This window comes from Proteus terrae subsp. cibarius (assembly GCF_011045835.1).
GTDB classification, from domain to species: domain Bacteria; phylum Pseudomonadota; class Gammaproteobacteria; order Enterobacterales; family Enterobacteriaceae; genus Proteus; species Proteus cibarius.
Window position 1 is genome coordinate 80,420 of record NZ_CP047349.1, and the last position, 20,960, is coordinate 101,379.

At 40.5% G+C, this 20,960-nt stretch carries 16 protein-coding genes; 5 read left to right on the forward strand and 11 right to left on the reverse strand.

The features are described 5' to 3' along the window. Positions 1-157: 157 nt before the first annotated feature. Entirely contained in the window at positions 158-400 is a 243-nt protein-coding gene (gene zapB / locus GTH25_RS00390; protein ID WP_036933299.1) for a cell division protein ZapB, read from the forward strand. 94 nt (positions 401-494) lie between these two features. Here the strand turns inward: zapB and rraA are convergent, their stop codons facing one another. The 7 genes from rraA to priA all read right to left on the reverse strand — a co-directional run bounded on the left by rraA (position 495) and on the right by priA (position 8,516). Beyond that, positions 495-998, reverse strand: coding sequence for a ribonuclease E activity regulator RraA (gene rraA / locus GTH25_RS00395; protein ID WP_075672992.1), 504 nt, complete (start codon positions 996-998; stop codon positions 495-497). A gap of 109 nt (positions 999-1,107) precedes the next feature. Beyond that, the gene (locus GTH25_RS00400; RefSeq protein ID WP_164530260.1) at positions 1,108-2,025 is read right to left on the reverse strand and encodes a 1,4-dihydroxy-2-naphthoate polyprenyltransferase; all 918 of its coding nucleotides are present in this window, start codon (positions 2,023-2,025) and stop codon (positions 1,108-1,110) included. 97 nt (positions 2,026-2,122) lie between these two features. Beyond that, the gene (gene hslU, locus GTH25_RS00405; protein ID WP_075672990.1) at positions 2,123-3,457 is read right to left on the reverse strand and encodes an ATP-dependent protease ATPase subunit HslU; all 1,335 of its coding nucleotides are present in this window, start codon (positions 3,455-3,457) and stop codon (positions 2,123-2,125) included. A 12-nt stretch (positions 3,458-3,469) separates the two neighbouring features. Next, positions 3,470-4,000: an ATP-dependent protease subunit HslV gene (gene hslV, locus GTH25_RS00410; protein ID WP_006534149.1), complete on the reverse strand. Its 531-nt coding sequence runs from the start codon at positions 3,998-4,000 to the stop codon at positions 3,470-3,472. A gap of 114 nt (positions 4,001-4,114) precedes the next feature. Next, the gene (locus GTH25_RS00415) at positions 4,115-4,906 is read right to left on the reverse strand and encodes an SPOR domain-containing protein (RefSeq protein WP_075672989.1); all 792 of its coding nucleotides are present in this window, start codon (positions 4,904-4,906) and stop codon (positions 4,115-4,117) included. A gap of 70 nt (positions 4,907-4,976) precedes the next feature. After that, entirely contained in the window at positions 4,977-5,972 is a 996-nt protein-coding gene (cytR, locus tag GTH25_RS00420; RefSeq protein WP_229578522.1) for a DNA-binding transcriptional regulator CytR, read from the reverse strand. A gap of 342 nt (positions 5,973-6,314) precedes the next feature. Then, complete coding sequence (gene priA / locus GTH25_RS00425; RefSeq protein ID WP_164530261.1) at positions 6,315-8,516, reverse strand: primosomal protein N'; 2,202 nt, start codon at positions 8,514-8,516, stop codon at positions 6,315-6,317. A 203-nt stretch (positions 8,517-8,719) separates the two neighbouring features. Here priA and rpmE point away from each other — a divergent pair, with 203 nt between their 5' ends. Beyond that, complete coding sequence (gene rpmE, locus GTH25_RS00430; RefSeq protein WP_006534140.1) at positions 8,720-8,932, forward strand: 50S ribosomal protein L31; 213 nt, start codon at positions 8,720-8,722, stop codon at positions 8,930-8,932. A gap of 134 nt (positions 8,933-9,066) precedes the next feature. Here the strand turns inward: rpmE and metJ are convergent, their stop codons facing one another. Further along, entirely contained in the window at positions 9,067-9,384 is a 318-nt protein-coding gene (gene metJ, locus GTH25_RS00435) for a met regulon transcriptional regulator MetJ (RefSeq protein WP_006534139.1), read from the reverse strand. Positions 9,385-9,666: 282 nt separating this feature from the next. Here metJ and metB point away from each other — a divergent pair, with 282 nt between their 5' ends. The 3 genes from metB (at position 9,667) to ppc (ending at position 16,833) form a co-directional block, all read left to right on the forward strand. Continuing rightward, positions 9,667-10,827: a cystathionine gamma-synthase gene (gene metB, locus GTH25_RS00440; protein WP_099659465.1), complete on the forward strand. Its 1,161-nt coding sequence runs from the start codon at positions 9,667-9,669 to the stop codon at positions 10,825-10,827. Between the two features lie 9 nt (positions 10,828-10,836). Beyond that, positions 10,837-13,275: a bifunctional aspartate kinase/homoserine dehydrogenase II gene (locus tag GTH25_RS00445; RefSeq protein WP_164530262.1), complete on the forward strand. Its 2,439-nt coding sequence runs from the start codon at positions 10,837-10,839 to the stop codon at positions 13,273-13,275. Positions 13,276-14,196: 921 nt separating this feature from the next. After that, positions 14,197-16,833 (forward strand): phosphoenolpyruvate carboxylase, encoded by a 2,637-nt coding sequence (gene ppc / locus GTH25_RS00450; RefSeq protein ID WP_075672985.1) that lies wholly within the window; start codon positions 14,197-14,199, stop codon positions 16,831-16,833. 60 nt (positions 16,834-16,893) lie between these two features. Here ppc and GTH25_RS00455 read toward each other — a convergent pair whose 3' ends face one another. From GTH25_RS00455 to proP, 3 genes are read right to left on the reverse strand one after another with little or no spacing between them, the layout of a single operon-like run. After that, complete coding sequence (locus GTH25_RS00455) at positions 16,894-17,871, reverse strand: glycosyltransferase (RefSeq protein WP_099659462.1); 978 nt, start codon at positions 17,869-17,871, stop codon at positions 16,894-16,896. Between the two features lie 39 nt (positions 17,872-17,910). After that, positions 17,911-19,341, reverse strand: coding sequence for a deoxyribodipyrimidine photo-lyase (gene phrB / locus GTH25_RS00460; protein WP_099659461.1), 1,431 nt, complete (start codon positions 19,339-19,341; stop codon positions 17,911-17,913). A 10-nt stretch (positions 19,342-19,351) separates the two neighbouring features. Further along, the gene (proP, locus tag GTH25_RS00465) at positions 19,352-20,854 is read right to left on the reverse strand and encodes a glycine betaine/L-proline transporter ProP (RefSeq protein ID WP_075672982.1); all 1,503 of its coding nucleotides are present in this window, start codon (positions 20,852-20,854) and stop codon (positions 19,352-19,354) included. Positions 20,855-20,960: the final 106 nt, after the last annotated feature.

Sequence of the window (20,960 nt, forward strand, 5' to 3'; positions counted from 1 at the left end):
AAAACGCTCTTAATTAGTGACTTGATCGACATTTGTAATGTGATCTGACCAGTGTTTTTGATAAATTGAAAAAAGAATGTAATTCCTCGGAAGATGCTAGACAGTTGTTGATAGGCTACTTACAATCGGAAGTATCGATTATATGGGGGATTACAGTATGTCATTTGAAGTTTTCGAGAAGTTAGAATCAAAAGTACAACAAGCAATTGATACCATCACGTTATTACAGATGGAAATCGAAGAGCTAAAAGAAAAAAATGATGCGCTGAACCAAGAAGTTCAAGAAGCGAAAGGATCGCGCGAAGCTCTGGTTCGTGAAAATGAAGAGCTGAAACAAGAGCAATCAAGCTGGCAAGAGCGTTTACGCGCACTGTTAGGCAAAATGGAAGACGTGCAATAATTGTCTTTATTTGCTTAAAGCCTAAGAAAACAAAAGCCACCTTTTGGTGGCTTTTGAGTATTGAAATCGTAAGAACGCAGATAAAAAGTAATAATTACACTTCAATCAAATCTTCATCTAAGCCTAATGGCTCTTCAGATAAGATGATCCCTGTGTTATCAGCATAAAGATAATCACCAGAGAAGAAGGTAACGCCCCCGAAGTTAACACGGATATCACTTTCACCAATGCCTTCACTTGGACAACCTGCCGGGATAGCTGCCATCGCTTGAATACCTAAATCAAGCTCTGATAATGCATCAACTTGACGTACTGCACCATAAACGACAATGCCTTCCCATTCATTAGAAACAGCGAGTTGCGCTAGTTCAGCATCAACTAAGGCTTTACGTACAGAGCCACCGCCATCGACCAAAAGAATACGGCCTTTGCCATTTTCTTCGAGTAAGTCATAAAGCAGGCCATTATCTTCAAAACATTTAACGGTGATGATTTGCCCGTTAAAGGCACTTTGACCACCAAAGTTTGAGAAAAGCGGTTCTACGACATTGATATCTTCTTGATAGATATCACAGAGTTCAGAAGTATCATATTTCATAGGAGATTACGTCAGGTTGCCACAGGAAATCCCAGTATATCCCTTAACAGGGGCGGTTGGCAAAAGACTCACTGAAAATTCAGTGAGTCAAATCAACAATCGAGTGAAATTATTCTAAAACTAAACCTAAAGAGAAAAGAACGTTAGTTAGCAGTGCTGCTTTTACCATGTGTTCGAGTAGAGGGCGCATCGCCTCACCAGAGTGATCGGCATTCACACGCTTGATATGCAATAAAAGCATTGGGGTTGCGAGTAAAAATAACCACGCTGTCCAGCGGTGCATATAAAGTAGGGTAAAGATAATTAAGCAAGCAATAGAGAGAAAAATAACATACGTATGGTAAGTACGTGAGCCAGCAGGGCCTAAACGAACAGCTAATGTATTTTTACCTGCCTGAATATCACTTTCTAAATCGCGCATATTATTAATATTTAGAACAGCGACAGAAAGTAAACCACAGGCTGTGGCTGGAAGTAGAGTAACAATATCAAAGGTATTCGATTGCAAGTAATAAGTTCCGATGACACTTAACCAGCCAAAGAAAATTAAAACAGAAATATCACCCAGTCCCATATATCCATAAGGCCGTTTACCCACGGTATAAGTAATAGCGGCAACAATAGCGAGTAAACCCATCACTAAGAAGCCAATAGCGTCTTCAGGCTTTTTACAGGCGACAATAATCAGTGCAATACCACAGATACAGGAAATAATAACATTTAGGATCAGCGCTTTTTTCATTTGAGCCGCTGTTATCATGCCTTTTTGCATTCCACGAAGTGGCCCTAAACGCTCTTCAGTATCCGTACCTTTTACGGCATCACCATAGTCATTAGCAAGGTTCGATAGGATTTGTAACGTTCCCGCTGTTAATATAGCAAGCAGTGCAATAGGTAGCTCAAAATGACCCATCCAATACGCTAATGCTGAACCCGTCACAATGGCAATTAACCCTAAAGGGAGTGTTTTGGGTCGTAAACTTTCAAGCCAGGCTTGAGTCCGGCTAGTGGAATTTAGAGAGCTCATGCTGAAATTCGATACTCATGTTCGTTGTTATTATAAAAATAAGAATGGGAGGCAAGCCTCCCACGTAAATATTGCTGATAAGGATCGCACAAGTTGATTATAAAATAAATCGACTCAGATCTTCATCTGCTACAAGCTCATCCAGATGCTGTTTCACATATTCTGCATCAATCAATACTGATTGACCTTGACGTTCACTTGCATCATAGGAAATTTCTTCCATCAAACGCTCTAAAACAGTATGTAAACGACGCGCACCAATATTTTCAGTGGTTTCGTTTACGCGCCATGCTGATTCAGCAATTTTGCGAATACCGTCTTCGGTAAAGCTAATGGACACACCTTCGGTAGCCATTAATGCTTCATACTGTTTTGTTAATGATGCATTAGGTTCAGTTAGAATACGCTCAAAATCTTCTGCTGTCAGCGCTTGAAGTTCAACGCGAATTGGCAGACGTCCTTGTAATTCAGGAATTAAATCAGAAGGACTTGAAACTTGGAAAGCGCCTGATGCAATAAATAGAATATGGTCTGTTTTTACCATACCGTGTTTTGTTGAAACTGTACAACCTTCAACCAGTGGTAAGAGGTCACGTTGTACACCTTCACGAGAAACGTCAGGGCCAGAACTTTGTCCGCCACGTTTACAGATTTTGTCTACTTCATCAATAAAGACAATACCGTGTTGTTCTACCGCATCAATAGCTTGCTGTTTAAGCTCTTCAGGGTTAACTAATTTAGCGGCTTCTTCTTCAACAATAAGCTTAAACGCATCTTTGATTTTCATCTTGCGCGCTTTTTGTTTTTGACCTGCTAAATTTTGGAACATAGATTGTAATTGGTTAGTCATCTCTTCCATTCCTGGAGGAGCCATAATTTCAACACCCATTGGTGTTGCAGATAACTCAATTTCAATCTCTTTATCGTCTAATTGGCCTTCACGTAATTTTTTACGGAAAGATTGACGTGCAGCTGATGGTTCTGATGCTTGCTCTGCTACACCCCAGTTATTTTTTGCTGGTGGGATCAGTACATCAAGGATACGCTCTTCAGCCATTTCCTCAGCACGGAAACGATTTTTATCAATAGCTTGGCTACGTACCATTTTAACCGCAGAGTCGGTTAAATCACGGATAATAGAATCGACTTCTTTACCCACATAACCCACTTCGGTGAATTTCGTCGCTTCAACTTTGATGAAAGGTGCGTTCGCCAATTTTGCTAAACGGCGTGCAATTTCAGTTTTACCTACACCAGTAGGTCCAATCATCAGAATATTTTTAGGTGTTACTTCATGACGCAGCGCTTCATCAAGCTGCATACGACGCCAGCGGTTACGTAGGGCAATCGCCACAGCACGTTTCGCTTTATCTTGACCAATAATAAATCTATCAAGTTCGCTGGCAATCTCGCGAGGAGTCATTTCAGACATGCTCTCTAATCCTTACTCTTTTGAAGAGAGTTCTTCAAAGTTGACATTATGGTTAGTGTAAATACAGATATCTCCAGCGATGCTAAGTGCTTTTTCAGCAATTTCTCGTGCAGAGAGTTCAGTATTTTCTAGCATAGCTCTAGCCGCTGCTTGTGCATAAGGGCCACCAGAACCGATAGCAATTAAATCGTTTTCTGGTTGAACCACATCACCATTACCCGTGATGATAAGAGATGTATTTTCATCTGCAACAGCAAGCAACGCTTCTAATTTGCGTAGCATTCTGTCTGTGCGCCAATCTTTAGCAAGTTCTACCGCAGCTTTCGTTAAATGCCCTTGGTGAAGTTCTAATTTGCGCTCAAACAGTTCAAAAAGAGTAAAAGCATCAGCAGTGCCGCCAGCAAATCCCGCAATGACTTTGTCGTTATAAAGACGGCGTACTTTGCGAACATTGCCTTTCATGACGGTATTACCCATCGTCGCCTGTCCATCACCACCGATTACAACTTGGCCCTTACGGCGAACACTTACGATTGTAGTCATGAGTCAGCCCCTGGTTTAATCAATAAAAAAATGAGACGGGAAGTGCCTTTATTTAAGATAAAGCACGGCCCGTTGTGTGAATTAGAATTATAGGTGGGGGAGAAAATTTATTTTTCAACCCCCAGAAGAGCGAAGAATACAACCTGATACGCCAGCTCCAGCTGCTTGTTTACTCACTGAGTTGGCTTTTTCTTTATTGTAAGGGCCTGATAAAACGCGGATCCAACCATCATTGCCTTTTGTTACTCGGCTTTCAACACCAGAAAAAGCTAGTGTTGCTCTTACTGATTCAGCTTGTTCGGTATTTCTAAATGAGCCACATTGCACTAAAAAGTTTGCTTCAGTGACAGCAGGTTTAGGCGGTGTAACAATCGCAGGTGCTTGCGGTTGTTGAGTTTGTACAGGCTGTTGTGTAACAGAAGGTGTTGTTATTGCAGGTGGTGTTACAACCACTTGTGAGCGAGGTACTTCACCATTGTAAGGCACTTCTGGCAGTTGAACGGCAGGTTGACGCTTATCCGCTTCAATTTGTTGTAAAAAACGCAACTGCTCAGGTGAAAGTGTTGCTTTCGGATTAATCTGGCTACCCGATGAAGGGTATTCAGGTTGTAAAGGCGTACCTACCTGACGATTTTCCAATTCTTTAATATATTGCCAACGCTCTTGAGGTTTGGGCGGTAGGCTATTCGCTGGATGTTGCCCAGTGATAGTCGGCGTTGTTTCTACGGCTTCTTTTTTATTATGTGTAATAAAATAGAGGCCACCGATAAACAGCGCCACAATAGCGATTGCCGCGATAAGCGTTGTTAAAGGCAGCCCTTTAGCAGCCTTTTTGCTTTTACTTTTCGTTGTCTTTTTACGACGAGCAGATGTCTGCCCTCGTCCCACATAGTCTCGTTGTGCCACAGTTCGATTCGCTGATAATTAAAGGAATAGGTATCACAAACGATATGTTACTTAACATAGTGTGTTTTGCCTAGCTTTTAAGCCGACAGACACTATCTCTTATAATTAGCTCACAATCTAATAAGCGAGAGCCAGGTGCGACAGGTCTACCTTGTAATTGGTCAAGTAATAACAACATAGATTCACGACCAATCTGATAACGAGGTTGTTCCATTGTTGTCAGAGCAGGCTCGCTATAACGTGTAATATCAAGATTATCAAAACCAATCACAGAGAGATCTTTAGGAAGTTCCAATCCTAATTTTTTCGCCTGCCACATAACGCCAATTGCCATAATATCACTATGACAGAACACAGCTGTCGGTGGTTCAGGTAAAGAAATCAGCTTTTTCAGACTTTCTGCACCGCTTTCATGGGTAAAATCACCACGAATAATATAATCTTCGCGCAAAGGTACGCCCGTTCTACGCATAGCTTGAATATAGCCTTGCAAGCGATAACGGCATAAAGGCATATCTTCAGGGCCTGTAATACAGGCAATACGCTTATGACCCATTTGCTGTAAATAGTGTGTTGCTCTAAAAGATGCAGTGAGATTATCAATATGGACGGTAGGTAATTCGAGTTCAGGTGCAAACTCATTTGCCATGATCATCGGTGGCAAATTTTTCTGCTCTTCTTTGGAAACATCAAAAGGGATGTGTGAGCCAAGAAGTAACATACCGTCAATTTGTTTGGTAATAATAAGATTAATAAAGGCATTTTCATGTTTTTGCTGATGCTTACAATCACCAATTAACACGAGATAGCCATGTTGTGCAGCGGTTTCTTCGATGCCACACACAACATCAGTAAAAAATGGATCGCTGATGTTAGGTACGATCACAAGGATCGTTTTTGACTCGTTACGCTTAAGGTTCTTTGACAGGTTATGTGGGTAATAGCCCACATCAAGAACAGCCTGTTCAACTTTCTGACGGGTTTGTGAGGATACTTTTTCCGGATTCATTAAAGTACGTGACACAGTTGCTGTGGACACGCCGGCTGCAAGGGCAACATCTTTCATTGTTGCTTGCGTATTATCTTTATTATTCTGTTGCAAACCCCATACCTCCCTTTTGGATGGTTTAGTTAAACGATTGCTTTTTTATTGCAAAAAAACCGCCAATATTCAAAAAAGGATTTTATCGACGGTTTTTAATTCAAGAAATATTCTAAATTGTTATTCTACCCGCTTTTTAAATAGATTCTGTTACCTAGTTTGCATAAAAAGTGTGATACCAATCGTTTTTATGAGGTAGTTCGCAAAATTGATAAATAGTCTTGGGTGGTAACGAGTATTCGAGCGAAGCTATACCCTCAACATACGTCTGGCTAAAATACATTCAACTTAGGTTGAAAAAGACACTTAACAATCTGTTGGGTCGACGTCAATATTCCATTTCACTTTTTTACTCTCAGGTAAGGCGACAATTTGAGGATAAGTGACAGACATTAATTTTTGTAAATAACCCCGAGAAGGATGCTGGAGCAATAATTGCCAACGATAATTTCCACCTCGTTTAGCTTGAATTGCAGGAACGGGCCCCATTACCCACAAATTAGTGTCTCGCATTGGATGTTGTTCAAAAAACTGTTTGAGTTGTCGCAAGAACTGAGGCGCACGTTGATTATTGTGATCTTCAGAGCGGATCATGATATGGCTCGAATAAGGAGGTAAAAAAGTTGCTTGCCGCTCTTGTAAAGCTTCTTTAGTAAAAGCCTCATAGCCTTTTTCTAATAGTGTCAGCAAAAGAGGGTGATCAGGCTGGTGAGTTTGTAAATATACCGCGCCTTGTTTACCTGCACGGCCAGCGCGACCTGACACTTGTATATAAAGCTGAGCAAAGCGTTCGGCTGCACGAAAATCACTGGAGAACAGAGCGCCATCCACATCAAGCAAAGCCACTAAGGTGACATCGGGAAAGTGATGCCCTTTGGCTAACATCTGTGTACCGATAAGAATACGTGAACCACCTTGATAAATATCTTCCAGTTGTTGCTCTAAAGCGCCTTTGCGGCTTGTTGTATCTTTATCAATTCGCGTCACTGGCGTATCAGGAAATAATTCACCAATCCCTTGCTCAAGTTGTTCTGTTCCTAATCCTACCGGCATTAAATTCGTTGAGCCACATTGTGGACATTGTGCTGGAATTCGTCGCTGACTATCACATTGATGGCAACGTAACATGCCATGTTTTTGATGGAGAGTGTAATAGTGATCACAGCGAGGACATTCTGCTATCCAGCCACATTCATGACATAACAATGCAGGAGAAAATCCACGGCGATTTAAAAAGAGCATCACTTGGTTACCTGCATTAAGGTGCTCTTTTATCGCTTTAATAAGAATTGGAGACAATCCCGTTGTCAGAGGTTGCCCCTTTAAATCAATTAAATGCTCTGTTGCAGGTTTTGCATTACCTGCACGTTGAGTTAGTGTGAGTTGTTGATATTTCTTTTGCTCAACATTAAAACTGGTTTCAATTGATGGGGTTGCGGTTCCCATTACGATAGGAATATTTTCTTGCTTTGCACGAAAAACGGCGAGATCACGTGCATGGTAACGCCAACCATCTTGTTGTTTATAAGAGCCATCATGTTCTTCATCGATAATGATAATGCCAAGATGCTGAAAAGGGGTTAGAAGTGCCGAACGCGTACCGATAATAATGGCATTGTCACCTCGCTTTGCACGTAACCAAACAGCTAAGCGTTCCGTATCATTTAAACCAGAATGCAACACATCTACTGGGGCATTAAAGCGAGCCTTAAAGCGGCGAATTGTTTGAGGTGTTAAGCCAATCTCTGGCACTAGAACTAAGGCTTGCTTACCTTGTGCGAGAATTTTTTCTAAAACACTTAAATAAACTTCCGTTTTTCCTGATCCTGTAATACCTAATAATAACCAAGGTGAGAATTGATCGGCCTGGGCAGTGATTGCTCCTACGGCAATAGCTTGTTCTGTGTTTAATTTAAAGCGTTCACCTTGAACAGCAAGTCTGTTTTGCCAGTGTATAGGCGTCGGTTGAATAGGTCGGAGATCGGCAAACTCTTTCTTTTTTAAGTTATTGAGTGTTGCTGTTGTGATCTCAAATTCATCAAGTTGATGGCGATATAACGGTGTACGGCGAAGGGCTGCTAAGGCTTGTTGCTGTTTTTTCGCCCCTTTTAAACTATTGAGGTCGAGATTAATCCCTTCTTCTGTGGCATACCATTGCCATAATGGGGTGAATTCTGCGGGTTTCCCTTGCCTTAATAAAATTGGCATAGCGTGAAATAACACTTCTCCCAAAGGATAGTGATAGTAAGCGGATGCCCAATTTAACATATCCCATAGAACCCCCGGAAAGAGTGTTTCGCTATCAAGGACTTCATCAATAGGCTTTAGCTTTTCGATAGGAAACTCACTGTGTGTACTGAGTCCTTTGACAATACCAAGAGAGCGACGTTTATTGCCAAAAGGCACGATCACTCGACTACCAACAAAAGGCGTGTCGATCCCTTCTGGTAACAGATAATCAAAAGAGGAGAACAGTGGTACAGGTAAAATTACCTGAACTATAGTCATATCAGGGTTTCCGAGAGTTTTAGCGAAAAGGTGACCTTAAGAATATCACAAAAAGTGTGCAGATTTCATTGCGCGTTTAGTGGATATTCTGTATGATCCGCCCCCTTTGGTAGATAAATTACCAAACACTTAATTTCAATCAACACGACGTGTGGTGTTCGGCTGTGGGCTGAATGGCGACACGGCCTTAGTAGAGGTTTTCCATGCAAAAAGATATCCATCCTAAATACGAAGAAATTACTGCATCTTGCTCTTGCGGTAACGTTATGAAAATCAACTCCACTGCAGGTCATAACCTGAATCTGGACGTTTGTGACAAATGCCACCCATTCTATACTGGTAAACAACGTGATGTTGCAACTGGTGGTCGTGTTGATCTGTTCAACAAACGCTTCAAAATTCCAGGCAGCAAATAAGATATTTGTTGTCACAAGATGTCAGCCTAGTCTGGCATCTTGCAGACAGTTCGGAATTGAAAAAAAGCCCAAAGTTTTTGCTTTGGGCTTTTTTGTTCGTGTTAATCAAGCAATAAATCAAAAATTGACGCTGATTAATACTCCCAAGTATCGGGATCAACCCCGCGCTGGCGCATTATTTCTTTTGCCTCTTCAGGGATTTCATCGTTACGTTCTTTACGTAAGTCTTCATCATTTGGGAGAGGCTGTCCGGTAAATGCGTGCAAAAATGCTTCACACAATAATTCACTATTGGTTGCATGTTTTAGGTTATTAACCTGACGGCGAGTGCGTTCATCAGTCAAAATTTTCAACACTTTCAATGGAATTGAAACTGTAATTTTTTTAACTTGCTCACTCTTTTTGCCATGCTCAGCGTAAGGGCTGATATATTCACCATTCCATTCAGCCATGGATTACCTTAATTAATATCATTTAGTTGAAGTCAGAATAGGGTTAACCCACATTCTGATGGGCAATACCAGTTTATCATGACTTTTCTAAAACCACCGACCCTTCTGGCTGAAGGTGAGAGAAAAAGTAACAGTCACTGGCGATATTCTTAATTTATGTATTATTCCATTACTTAATCTATCCGTAAAGGAGTTTAGATGGCTAGATGTATTGACGTCTTGGTGTCTAATTGGATATGCTGTTGTCGATTTCTCCACTTATCGCTGTGACAAGGTGCCTGTATGACGAAGAAAACAGCAACAATTGCTATCCATAATGGGCTAAATGAAGACACTCAATTTGGTTGTGTCGTACCGCCTATCTATCTTTCTAGTACCTATAACTTTTTAGAATTTAATCAGCCTCGCGATCATGATTATTCTCGTCGAGGTAATCCAACACGCGATATGGTGCAAAAGGCATTAGCAGAGCTAGAAGGTGGCGTAGGCGCAGTTGTCACTAGTAGTGGAATGTCAGCAATTCATTTAATTTGCACTGTTTTTCTAAAACCTGGCGATGTGATTGTTGCACCTCATGATTGTTATGGGGGAAGTTATCGTCTTTTTAACAGTCAACAAGCGCGTGGTGCCTACCGTGTGATTTTTGTTGATCAAAATGATGATGTCGCACTTAAGCAGGCTTTAGAGCATCACCCCAAAATTGTTTTTATTGAAACACCAAGTAATCCTCTTTTAAGAATAACGGATATTCAAAAAATAAGTGAGCTTGCTCATCAGCAAGGTGCTCTAGTGGTTGCAGACAACACCTTTATGAGCCCTGTTTTGCAAAAGCCATTAGCATTAGGAGCAGATATTGTTGTGCATTCATGTACAAAATATCTCAATGGACACTCAGATATTGTCGCAGGTGTTGTTATCTGTCAGTGTCAGAAACAGCTTGAGGAGCTAAGCTGGTGGGCGAATAATATTGGCGTCACTTCTGGCGCATTTGATAGCTATTTATTATTAAGAGGTATAAGAACATTAGTGCCTCGAATTCGACTTCAACAAGAAAATGCACAGGCATTAGTGGCGTTTTTACAAACACAGCCTTTAGTCGAAAAAATGTATTACCCCGCACTGAAAAATCATGTTGGTCATCAAATAGCAAAAAAACAGCAACAAGGTTTCGGTGCGATGTTAAGTTTTGAGTTAAAAGGGGGATTGGATGTGATTAAACTCTTTTTATCTCAATTAACACTCTTTACACTGGCAGAATCTTTAGGTGGGGTAGAGACCTTAATTTGTCACCCTGCCACCATGACACATGCAGGTATGTCAGAAGAAGCGAAAAAAATAGCAGGGATCAGCCCCTCATTACTTCGTATCTCGGTGGGTATTGAAGATAGTCAGGATTTAATCAACGATTTGCAAAGTGCGTTTGATGCAGCAACTAAAAGGTAACCATGGATCATGAGCGTAGTGGCGATTAAACAACAGGCGGAGCCGATTTGCCGTCAGTTACATAAATTCGGTGGTAGCAGTCTTGCGGACATAAAATGTTATCAACGTGTCGTGAATATCATGACGAACTATAGCCAACCTAATGACCTAATGGTGGTTTCTGCGGCGGGCTCGACGACGAATCAGTTGATTAGCTGGCTGAAACTTAGCCAAAGTGATCGTATTTCTGCCCATCAAGTTCAGCAAGCTTTGCGTCGTTACCAGTTATCTTTAATTGAAGGGCTACTTTCAAAAGAGAATGCAGAATTACTCTCTCAAGCCTTTATTGCTGATCTTGAACGCTTAAGCTATTTGTTGGATAAACCGATTACAGACGCGACTTATGCAGAAGTTGTCGGTCACGGTGAAATTTGGTCTGCAAGATTAATGGCGAAATTGCTTACAGAGCAAGGTTTACCTAGTGTGTGGTTAGATGCGCGTGAATTTTTATGTGCTGAGAGAGCAGCTCAGCCTCAAGTGAACGAAACTTTATCTCGTCCATTATTACAATCACTATTAGCTAAACATCCCGAAAGCCGTTTTGTCGTAACCGGTTTTGTTAGTCGCAACCAACAAGGTGAAACGGTCTTATTAGGTCGTAACGGCAGCGACTACTCTGCAACACAAGTAGGTGCTTTAGCGGATGTCGGTAAAGTAACAATTTGGAGTGATGTTGCGGGTGTTTATAGTGCAGACCCTCGCAAAGTAAAAGATGCTTGTTTATTACCATTGTTGCGTTTAGATGAAGCGAGCGAATTGGCTCGATTGGCCGCGCCGGTTTTACATACACGTACACTTCAACCCGTTTCAGGCAGTAATATTGATTTGCAACTTCGTTGTAGTTATCAACCAGAACAGGGTTCAACTCGTATAGAACGTGTTTTGGCATCAGGTACGGGTGCTAAAATCGTTACTAGCCATGATGATGTTTGTTTGATTGAACTCCAACTTCCATCTCATCAAAACTTTGAACAAGTGGCGAAAGAGGTTGATGAATTACTTAAACGTGCGCAAATCCGTCCTTTAGCTACGGGTGTTGATAAAGACAGCCAACTTTTACAGCTTTGCTATACCAGTGAAGTCGCTAACAGTGCATTAGATGTATTACAAGATGCGGTTTTACCGGGAAAATTACATCTACGAGAAGGCTTCTCACTAGTAGCTTTAGTCGGTGCAGGTGTTTGTAAAAATCCACTCCATTGTCATCGTTTCTATCAACAACTTAAAGACCAACCGGTTGAATTTATTTGGCATGCTGAAGATAACATCAGCTTAGTTGCAGTGTTACGTAATTATACCGAGCATCTACTGCAAGGTTTACATCAAACTCTATTTAGAGCTGAAAAACAGATTGGCTTAGTGCTGTTTGGTAAAGGAAATATTGGTTCACGTTGGTTAGAATTGTTTGCTCGCGAACAAGAGCCTTTGTCAGCACGTAGTGATTTTGAATTTATTCTTGCGGGTGTCGTTGATAGCCGTCGTAGTTTACTTGATTATCAAGGTATTAATCCAAGCCGTGCATTGGCTTTCTTTGATGAGGAAGCGACAGAGCATAATGAAGAGTCGCTGTATCTTTGGATGAGAGCTCACCCTTATGATGATTTAGTGGTTGTTGATATTACGGCTAATGAGTCTCTTGCTGCCTCTTATGAAGATTTTGCTAGCTACGGTTTTCATGTTATCAGTGCAAATAAGATTGCTGGCTCGGCTTCAAGTTTACGTTATCGTGCCACACGAGATGCTTTTTCTAAAACAGGTCGCCATTGGTTATATAACGCAACAGTCGGTGCGGGTTTACCAATTAATCATACGGTGCGTGATTTGCGTGAAAGTGGTGACACAATTTTATCAATTAGCGGTATTTTCTCTGGCACGCTCTCTTGGTTATTCTTGCAATTTGATGGCACAGTGCCTTTCAGTGAGCTGGTGGAACAGGCTTGGCAACAAGGATTAACCGAGCCTGATCCACGAATCGATTTATCAGGGCAAGATGTGATGCGTAAACTGGTTATTCTTGCTCGTGAAGCTGGTTATGACATCGAACCAGAACAAGTCCGAGTTGAATCTTTAGTACCTGTACAAGCTGAAACGGGATCGCTAGAAGAGTTTTTTGATAACAGTGCATTGATCAATGAACAAATGGCACAACGATTAGCTGCCGCAAATGAAATGGATATGGTATTACGTTATATCGCCCGTTTTGATGCTAATGGTAAAGCAAAAGTCGGTGTTGAAGCTGTGAGAAAAGATCATCCTCTTGCCTCGCTATTACCAGGTGATAATTTATTTGCGATTGAAAGCCGTTGGTATCGTGATAACCCTCTTGTGATCAGAGGGCCGGGAGCTGGCAGAGACGTGACCGCAGGCGCAATTCAGTCAGATTTAAACCGCCTTTCTCAGTTACTGTAATTCAAATTTTTCTCTTTTATAAAGATTATCAGCAGGTTATTTTTTGCTGATAATCTTTTGTCATTTTTGTGTCATATCACCCAATTTTTTTAAATTCTTTAGCTATACTTGAATTATCTCTAGTCACAAAGGAGCGATTGATGTCAAAAGTAGTAAGACAGATTGTCCCACTAAGAAATGAAATGACGGAGGTGAACCATCAAGCTAAAGAGAACTTTTGTCAGTAGCTCATGATGTGAAATTTAAGCGTCTTGAGTGGAAGTTGAAGTACGGTTACAACGTGTTTGAACGTTATTAAGAGTACAATTCGATTAACCACATTATTTACAACAGACAATTTAATTTACTGAAAGAAAATTCGTTATTCTTAACTTAAAGCGCTGATATTCAGCGCTTTATTCGTTTTTATCTTATGAAAATCTTAATCGGAAATCGTGATCTAGTAAAAATGTAAAAAAGAATAAAAATAAGCGATGAAATAGAAACACGAGTTATAGCCCCACCAGCGAAATTAGCTAAAAATCAAAAAAGCAGACCAGACAATTTATCAATATTAAAAAAAATCATCTAAATTTTTCACCAGATAAATTTTCACGTATCTTCCCCTTTTTAGTAAAAAACTCTTCGTAGTAGATAAGAAACAAAAAAAAGTCCTTATTCTTGCTAAAATTGAGCTAGAACAGCATGAATATTAGCCATTCTTATAAGACTAAAGCCGTAATTAAATTTCAGAAAAATCCCCCAAAACGATTATTTTCTGATATGAATAGTAAGCTAAGTAAAAAAAGCAGTGTGGCTTATCACAAAAATCAAAATAAAGTCACATCAGAAATGAAAGTTAATTACACAACTGGGAGGACATGACTTTTCTAATAGGAAGAAGCATGTTGTTACCGCCACAAAGACAAGGTCAGGAGTCTTATGAATCAACAATATTCTGCTATGCGTAGCAATGTCAGTATGCTTGGCAAGCTACTTGGAGATACGATAAAAGAAGCACTCGGTGAAGAAATTTTAGATAAAGTTGAATCTATTCGAAAATTATCTAAATCATCACGAGCGGGTAATGAAGTTCAGCGACAAAAACTGTTGCTGACGTTACAGAATCTCTCTAATGATGAATTATTACCTGTTGCTAGAGCATTCAATCAATTCTTAAACCTGACGAATGTGGCAGAACAATACCATAGCATTTCACCTCACGGTGAAGCGGCGAGTAATCCTGTGGCATTGGCAAAACTGATCACCAGACTAAAAGATAAGAATTTTACCGACGAGCAATTAAAAGAAGCGGTAGAGCAAATCTCTATTGAGCTGGTATTAACGGCGCACCCAACCGAAATCGCACGTCGTACACTTATTCATAAGCTGGTTGAGGTAAATACTTGTTTATCTCAACTCGACCACGATGATCTAGCAGATTATGAGCGTACTAATATTATGCGCCGTCTGCGTCAGTTAGTTGCCCAATCATGGCACACTGATGAAATTAGAAAAATTCGCCCAACACCTATTGATGAAGCGAAATGGGGGTTTGCGGTTGTTGAAAATAGCTTATGGGAAGGTGTTCCTGCTTTTTTACGTGAATTTAATGAGCAGCTTAAAGAATCCATTGATTACAACTTACCTGTAGAAGCTTCTCCTATTCGTTTTACCTCATGGATGGGGGGAGATCGTGATGGTAACCCAAATGTAACGGCAGAGATCACACGCCATGCTTTACTATTAAGCCGTTGGAAAGCCGCTGATTTATTCTTAAATGACATTCAAGTTCTTGTTTCTGAGCTTTCAATGACAGAAAGTACACCTGAGCTGCGCGAATTAGCAGGTGGTGCTGAAGTTGCTGAGCCATATCGTGAAATTGCTAAACAATTACGTACTCGCTTACAAGTCACTCGTGATTATTTAGAACAACGCATTAAAGGACAGCAATCTCTACCTCCTGAAGGGCTGTTAATTGATAATGCCCAACTTTGGGAGCCGTTATACGCTTGCTATCAATCACTGACTCAGTGTGGTATGCGTATTATCGCCAATGGGCAACTGTTAGATACATTACGTCGTATTCGTTGTTTTGGCTTACAGCTAGTTAAGCTCGATATTCGCCAAGAAAGTACCAATCACACAGAAGCACTCTCTGAATTGACACAGTATTTAGAGCTTGGTGATTATGCGAGTTGGTCTGAAGAGCAGAAACAAACATTCTTACTTGAAGAATTAAGTTCTAAGCGCCCACTGATCCCAACTAATTGGCAACCAAGTGCAGCGACTCAAGAAGTATTTGAGACTTGTCGTGTGATTGCTGAATCACCTAAAGATTCTATCGCCTCTTATGTGATTTCAATGGCAAAAGTGCCTTCTGATGTATTAGCTGTAAAACTATTACTGAAAGAAGCTGGCGCGAATATTCGATTACCAGTAGCTCCTTTATTTGAAACACTTGAGGACTTGAATAACGCTGAAAGCGTAATGACTCGTTTGTTTGATATTTCTTGGTATCGCGATTTAATTGATGACAAACAAATGGTGATGATTGGCTACTCAGACTCAGCAAAAGATGCGGGTGTGATGGCTGCATCATGGGCACAATATCGTGCTCAAGATGCATTAATTAAGCTCTGTGAAAAATCGGGTGTGACATTAACACTATTCCACGGACGTGGCGGTACGATTGGTCGTGGTGGCGCGCCAGCACATGCAGCATTACTTTCTCAACCACCAGGAAGTTTAAAAGGTGGCCTGCGTGTGACAGAACAAGGCGAAATGATCCGCTTTAAGTTCGGATTACCGCAAGTCACCATCAGCAGTCTTGCTCACTATGCAGGCGCAATCTTAGAGGCGAATTTATTACCACCACCGGAGCCAAAAGCGCCTTGGATTGAGGTAATGGATTCCTTGTCTGACGTTTCTTGTGCAATGTATCGTGACTATGTACGAGGACAAGAAGACTTTGTTCCTTACTTTAGAGCGGCAACGCCAGAAGGCGAGTTGGGTAAACTACCATTAGGCTCACGTCCTGCAAAACGTCGCCCAACCGGGGGTGTTGAAACCTTGCGCGCTATTCCGTGGATCTTCGCATGGACTCAAAACCGCTTAATGCTACCTGCTTGGTTGGGTGCTGGCGCTGCATTACAACATGAAATTGATAGTGGAAAACAAGCGGTATTAGACGATATGTGTGAGAACTGGCCGTTCTTTAATACACGTATTGCGATGTTGGAAATGGTGTACGCTAAAGCGGATTTATGGTTGGCGGAATATTACGATCAACGTTTAGTTGAAGAGCGTTTATGGCCATTAGGATCTAAATTACGTCAACAGCTTTCCGATGATATTAAGAGTGTCTTAGCCATTTCAAAAGATGAGCACTTAATGGCAGATTTACCATGGGTTGCTGAATCTATTGCACTACGTAATGTGTATACCGATCCATTAAACGTACTTCAGGCTGAGTTATTACAGCGATCTCGTACACATAGCGAGTCTGACCCACGTATTGAACAAGCGCTAATGGTAACAATTGCGGGTATTGCCGCAGGTATGCGTAATACCGGCTAGAGTCACCAATATTTAGAAATAAAAACAGCGCTTAATAACAGCGCTGTTTTTTATGCTTATTTATTTCAAAGATGCGATAAATAAAATGCAGTTAACACGAAAAATAAACCAGCGTTGATGCCAATTATTTACGCCTTTATTGAGAGGGAAAAATAAAGAGTAGGTAGAAAATTGTTTTGCGATTATTTTTTGATTTTTTGCATCACAACATTTACGAAAAAGAATAAAAAAACTGCCTAATTCACGAACTGCCTGTTGGCGGAGTGCTTTTGCTAATAACTGATCTGATTGTTTATCTGCTTCTTTTAATAGCTGTAAGATTATCTGCAAATAACTTTGTGTTCGTTGGGCTTCTTTTTGTTGGTCGGGTTTACGTGTAATAGAGTTAGGATTAGCACAGTAATAATAGAGAGGTTGGTTATCAAAACCTATTCGCTCTGCAACAAGCGCTAATTGCATTGTCCACAAAATATCTTCATGATAAAGACCTTCAATAAATTGAAGTTGATGTTTTTTTATTAAGTCATGCCGAGTTAATTGTAACCAAACGAAATGTGGCCATTGATGTTGAGTAACGGCATGGATGATCCACTCACTACCTTTTATAACTTGTTGATAAGGCTGTCGTTGGTGGATTGGTCTTTGGTGCTTTTTAAGATCACTTGGATTGAATCGTTCACCATTGCCAATTAAAACATCAACGTGTTGGGTAACAGCTAATTGATACCAATGTGCGAGTAATTCAGGCTTAATAAAATCATCACTATCAAAAAAAACTATCCATTCACCTTGAGCATATTTTAAACCCGTATTTCTTGCGCTGGATAATCCTTGATTAGTTTGATGATAAAGCTTCACTCGTGCATCTTTTTGGCAATAAGATGTTGCGATTTCAGCACTATTATCTGTCGAACCATCATTAATAATAATGACTTCAATATCGGTGAAAGTTTGAGTGATCACACTATCCAATAATCTCGTAATACGAGACGCTTCATTAAACATAGGAACGATGACAGAAATTTGGGGTGTTTTCACAATATTGAGCCAGTTATCGATAAATAAAGTTTTACTATCTTACCCTTTTTTTGCTTCTTCATAAGACTCAATCGCTCTTATTCGTGCTTTTGCGTGATCAACTATGGGTAATGGATAATCGAGTGAATTATTAGTTTTTGCTGACCATTCGTGAGGGGTATGAATATATCGATTAGGCACATTGGCGAGTTCTGGAAGCCAATGGCGGATAAATTCACCATCAGGATCGAATTTTCGTCCTTGGGTCGTCGGATTAAAAATTCGAAAATAAGGTACGGCATCTGTTCCTGTTGATGCGGCCCACTGCCAACCCCCATTATTTGATGCGAAATCGCCATCAATAAGTTGCGACATAAAATAACGCTCACCCCAACGCCAATCAATTAACAAGTCTTTGATAAGAAAGCTCGCCGTGAGCATACGTAGGCGGTTATGCATCCAACCTGTCTGGTTAAGCTGTCGCATTGCTGCATCAATAATTGGAAAGCCTGTTAAGCCTTGAGTCCAAGCGTTAAATTCATCTTGTTCATTACGCCAATTAATTTTTTCTGTCCAAAGCTGAAAAGCAATGTGTTTGCATAAATGAGGATTAGCGACAATTAAGTGTTGGTAAAATTCTCGCCAAATAAGCTCGTTAAACCACACAAAGGCACCTGATGTACTGTTTTCTAAGAAACCAGGTTCAGTTTGGTAAAGGCGATTAAAACATTGGCGAATAGATAACAGACCGACAGAAAGGTAGGGAGATAATCGGCTTGTGCCATCAACTGCCGGAATATCTCGCCATTTTGCATAATGTGGAACACTTTCATAGCAGAACTGTTTTAAGCGTTTAAGTGCATCTTCTTCCGTGGCGACAAAAGAAGATGCGTTTGTATTTTCAAGTGAAAAAAGCGGCGCTTTTAAAGGAGATACTGTTTCTTGATGTGCTCTTATTTCTGGGATAGGTAACGAAGCGTTATCTTGTGAAAAAAAGAGTCGTAAAAATGCATTTCTAAAGGGAGTAAAAACCTTATACATCTCCCCTTGTTGTGTGACTACATTACCCGGTGGAATAAACACATTGTCATGATAAGCATAAATGGTTGTTTTATTTTCTAGTAACTCAGTAACTTTTTTATCACGGCGTTGTTCATTAAGGGCATATTGGTGATTGAAAAAAAGCGCGGTAACTCGATGTTGTTGGCAATATTCAGCAACTTTATCGGCTGCATTTGAATAAGTATCGCTAATCACTACTGTCAGTGGAATATTAAGTTTTGCCAGCGATATTGAAAGATCAAGTAAAGCATCATGAATAAACGCCTGACATGACAAAGCCATATTGTGAACTTTCCATTGTTCAGGCGTTACGGTGAAAAGAGCATGCACCTGTGCTTGTTTATCTTGGCAGGCGTTAAAGAGTGCCTTGTTATCCGTCACTCTTAAATCATTACGAAACCAGACTAAATGAACAGAAGACGGGTGCATGTAACCTCTCTTAATCTAACTTAGGATGTTGATCGATTAGGGCTTGGCGTTTTTTCTGTAATGCTTCTATTTCTGCTTCAATATCTTCAACACGTTGTTCGATATTATCATAATGTTCAGACAGAATTTCTTTAGCTTCTGATCTATCCGATGCCGCAGGTGTTGCACCTCGTAAAGGTTTATTTGCGGTTTCGATCATCTTGATACCTGTTATCAAGCCGACAACAGCGACAATCATCAGGTAATAAGCAGGCATATATAAATCACCGGTTGCTTCAACTAACCAAGCTGCCGCTGTTGGTGTTGCCCCTGCAATTAGTACCGAAATATTAAAAGCAATCGCTAATGCACTATAACGAATATGGGTTGGGAAAATAGCCGGCAAAATTGATGCCATAACCCCAGTAAAACAGTTGAGTAGGACGGCAAGAATTAATAGACCTAAGAAAATTAAGCCGATTTCATCACTGTTAATCATCATAAATGCAGGGTAGGCAAGGATAAATAACCCTATGCTACCGCCGATAACAAATGGCTTACGACCAACTTTATCACTCAGTAACCCAATGACCGGCTGTACAAACAACATACCTATCATAATCGCGATGATGATCAGCACACCGTGATCTGCCGAATAATTTAGGTTATGAGATAAATAACTCGGCATATAAGTTAATAACATATAGTAGGTCACGTTAGTGGCAATCACCAAACCTACACAGACGGTTAAGCTTTTCCAATATTTCGATGCGATTTCACGTAATGAAACACGAGGTGGATCTTGGATAGATTTACGGTCGTCGCTATTCATTTCATCAACGTGTTGTTGGAATGCTGGAGTTTCTTCTAAAGCATGACGTAAATATAAGCCGATAAGACCTAATGGTAATGCTAAGAAGAACGGGATACGCCATCCCCATTCATGAAATGCTGTTTCTCCCATAATGGTTGAAATAAGTACAACGACACCCGCACCCATAACAAAACCAGCAATAGAACCAAAGTCTAACCAGCTTCCCATAAATCCACGTTTACGGTCTGGTGAGTATTCAGCAACAAAAATTGCTGCTCCTGAATATTCACCACCAATGGAGAATCCTTGTGCTAATTTAGCGAGTAATAATAAGACTGGTGCCCAAATACCGATGGTTTCGTAAGCGGGGATCAAACCAATGGCAAACGTACTGAGTGCCATTATTATAATGGTGACAGATAAAACCTTTTGGCGACCAAATTTATCTCCTAACATTCCAAATACAACACCACCTAATGGCCTTACAAGGAATGGAACGGAGAATGTAGCGAGCGCAGCAATCATTTGTACGCCAGGTGATGCTCCCGGGAAGAATACTTGACCTAAAACGTAAGCTAGGAAGCCGTAAACACCAAAGTCGAACCATTCCATGGCATTACCTAATGCGGCAGCAGTAATGGCTTTTTTGAGCTTACTATCATCAATAATAGTTATATCATTGATTTGTAGAGGTTTGTTTCTTTTTTTCTTCATTTTCATATTAAGTGACCTTTATTAAGGTATTCGTAATTTCTTGTTATTCAATTAATTAAAAGAAATGAAGTGACTATTTGTTAGCGAGAAGAGTGAGTGATAAAAATTCACT

Coding starts and splice junctions, on each gene's coding strand:
- zapB (WP_036933299.1), top strand. CDS start 158: ATGTCATTTGAAGTTTTCGAGAAGTTAGAATCAAAAGTACAACAAGCA.
- rraA (WP_075672992.1), bottom strand. CDS start 998: ATGAAATATGATACTTCTGAACTCTGTGATATCTATCAAGAAGATATC.
- GTH25_RS00400 (WP_164530260.1), bottom strand. CDS start 2,025: ATGAGCTCTCTAAATTCCACTAGCCGGACTCAAGCCTGGCTTGAAAGT.
- hslU (WP_075672990.1), bottom strand. CDS start 3,457: ATGTCTGAAATGACTCCTCGCGAGATTGCCAGCGAACTTGATAGATTT.
- hslV (WP_006534149.1), bottom strand. CDS start 4,000: ATGACTACAATCGTAAGTGTTCGCCGTAAGGGCCAAGTTGTAATCGGT.
- cytR (WP_229578522.1), bottom strand. CDS start 5,972: ATGAAAGATGTTGCCCTTGCAGCCGGCGTGTCCACAGCAACTGTGTCA.
- priA (WP_164530261.1), bottom strand. CDS start 8,516: ATGACTATAGTTCAGGTAATTTTACCTGTACCACTGTTCTCCTCTTTT.
- rpmE (WP_006534140.1), top strand. CDS start 8,720: ATGCAAAAAGATATCCATCCTAAATACGAAGAAATTACTGCATCTTGC.
- metJ (WP_006534139.1), bottom strand. CDS start 9,384: ATGGCTGAATGGAATGGTGAATATATCAGCCCTTACGCTGAGCATGGC.
- metB (WP_099659465.1), top strand. CDS start 9,667: ATGACGAAGAAAACAGCAACAATTGCTATCCATAATGGGCTAAATGAA.
- GTH25_RS00445 (WP_164530262.1), top strand. CDS start 10,837: ATGAGCGTAGTGGCGATTAAACAACAGGCGGAGCCGATTTGCCGTCAG.
- ppc (WP_075672985.1), top strand. CDS start 14,197: ATGAATCAACAATATTCTGCTATGCGTAGCAATGTCAGTATGCTTGGC.
- phrB (WP_099659461.1), bottom strand. CDS start 19,341: ATGCACCCGTCTTCTGTTCATTTAGTCTGGTTTCGTAATGATTTAAGA.
- proP (WP_075672982.1), bottom strand. CDS start 20,854: ATGAAAATGAAGAAAAAAAGAAACAAACCTCTACAAATCAATGATATA.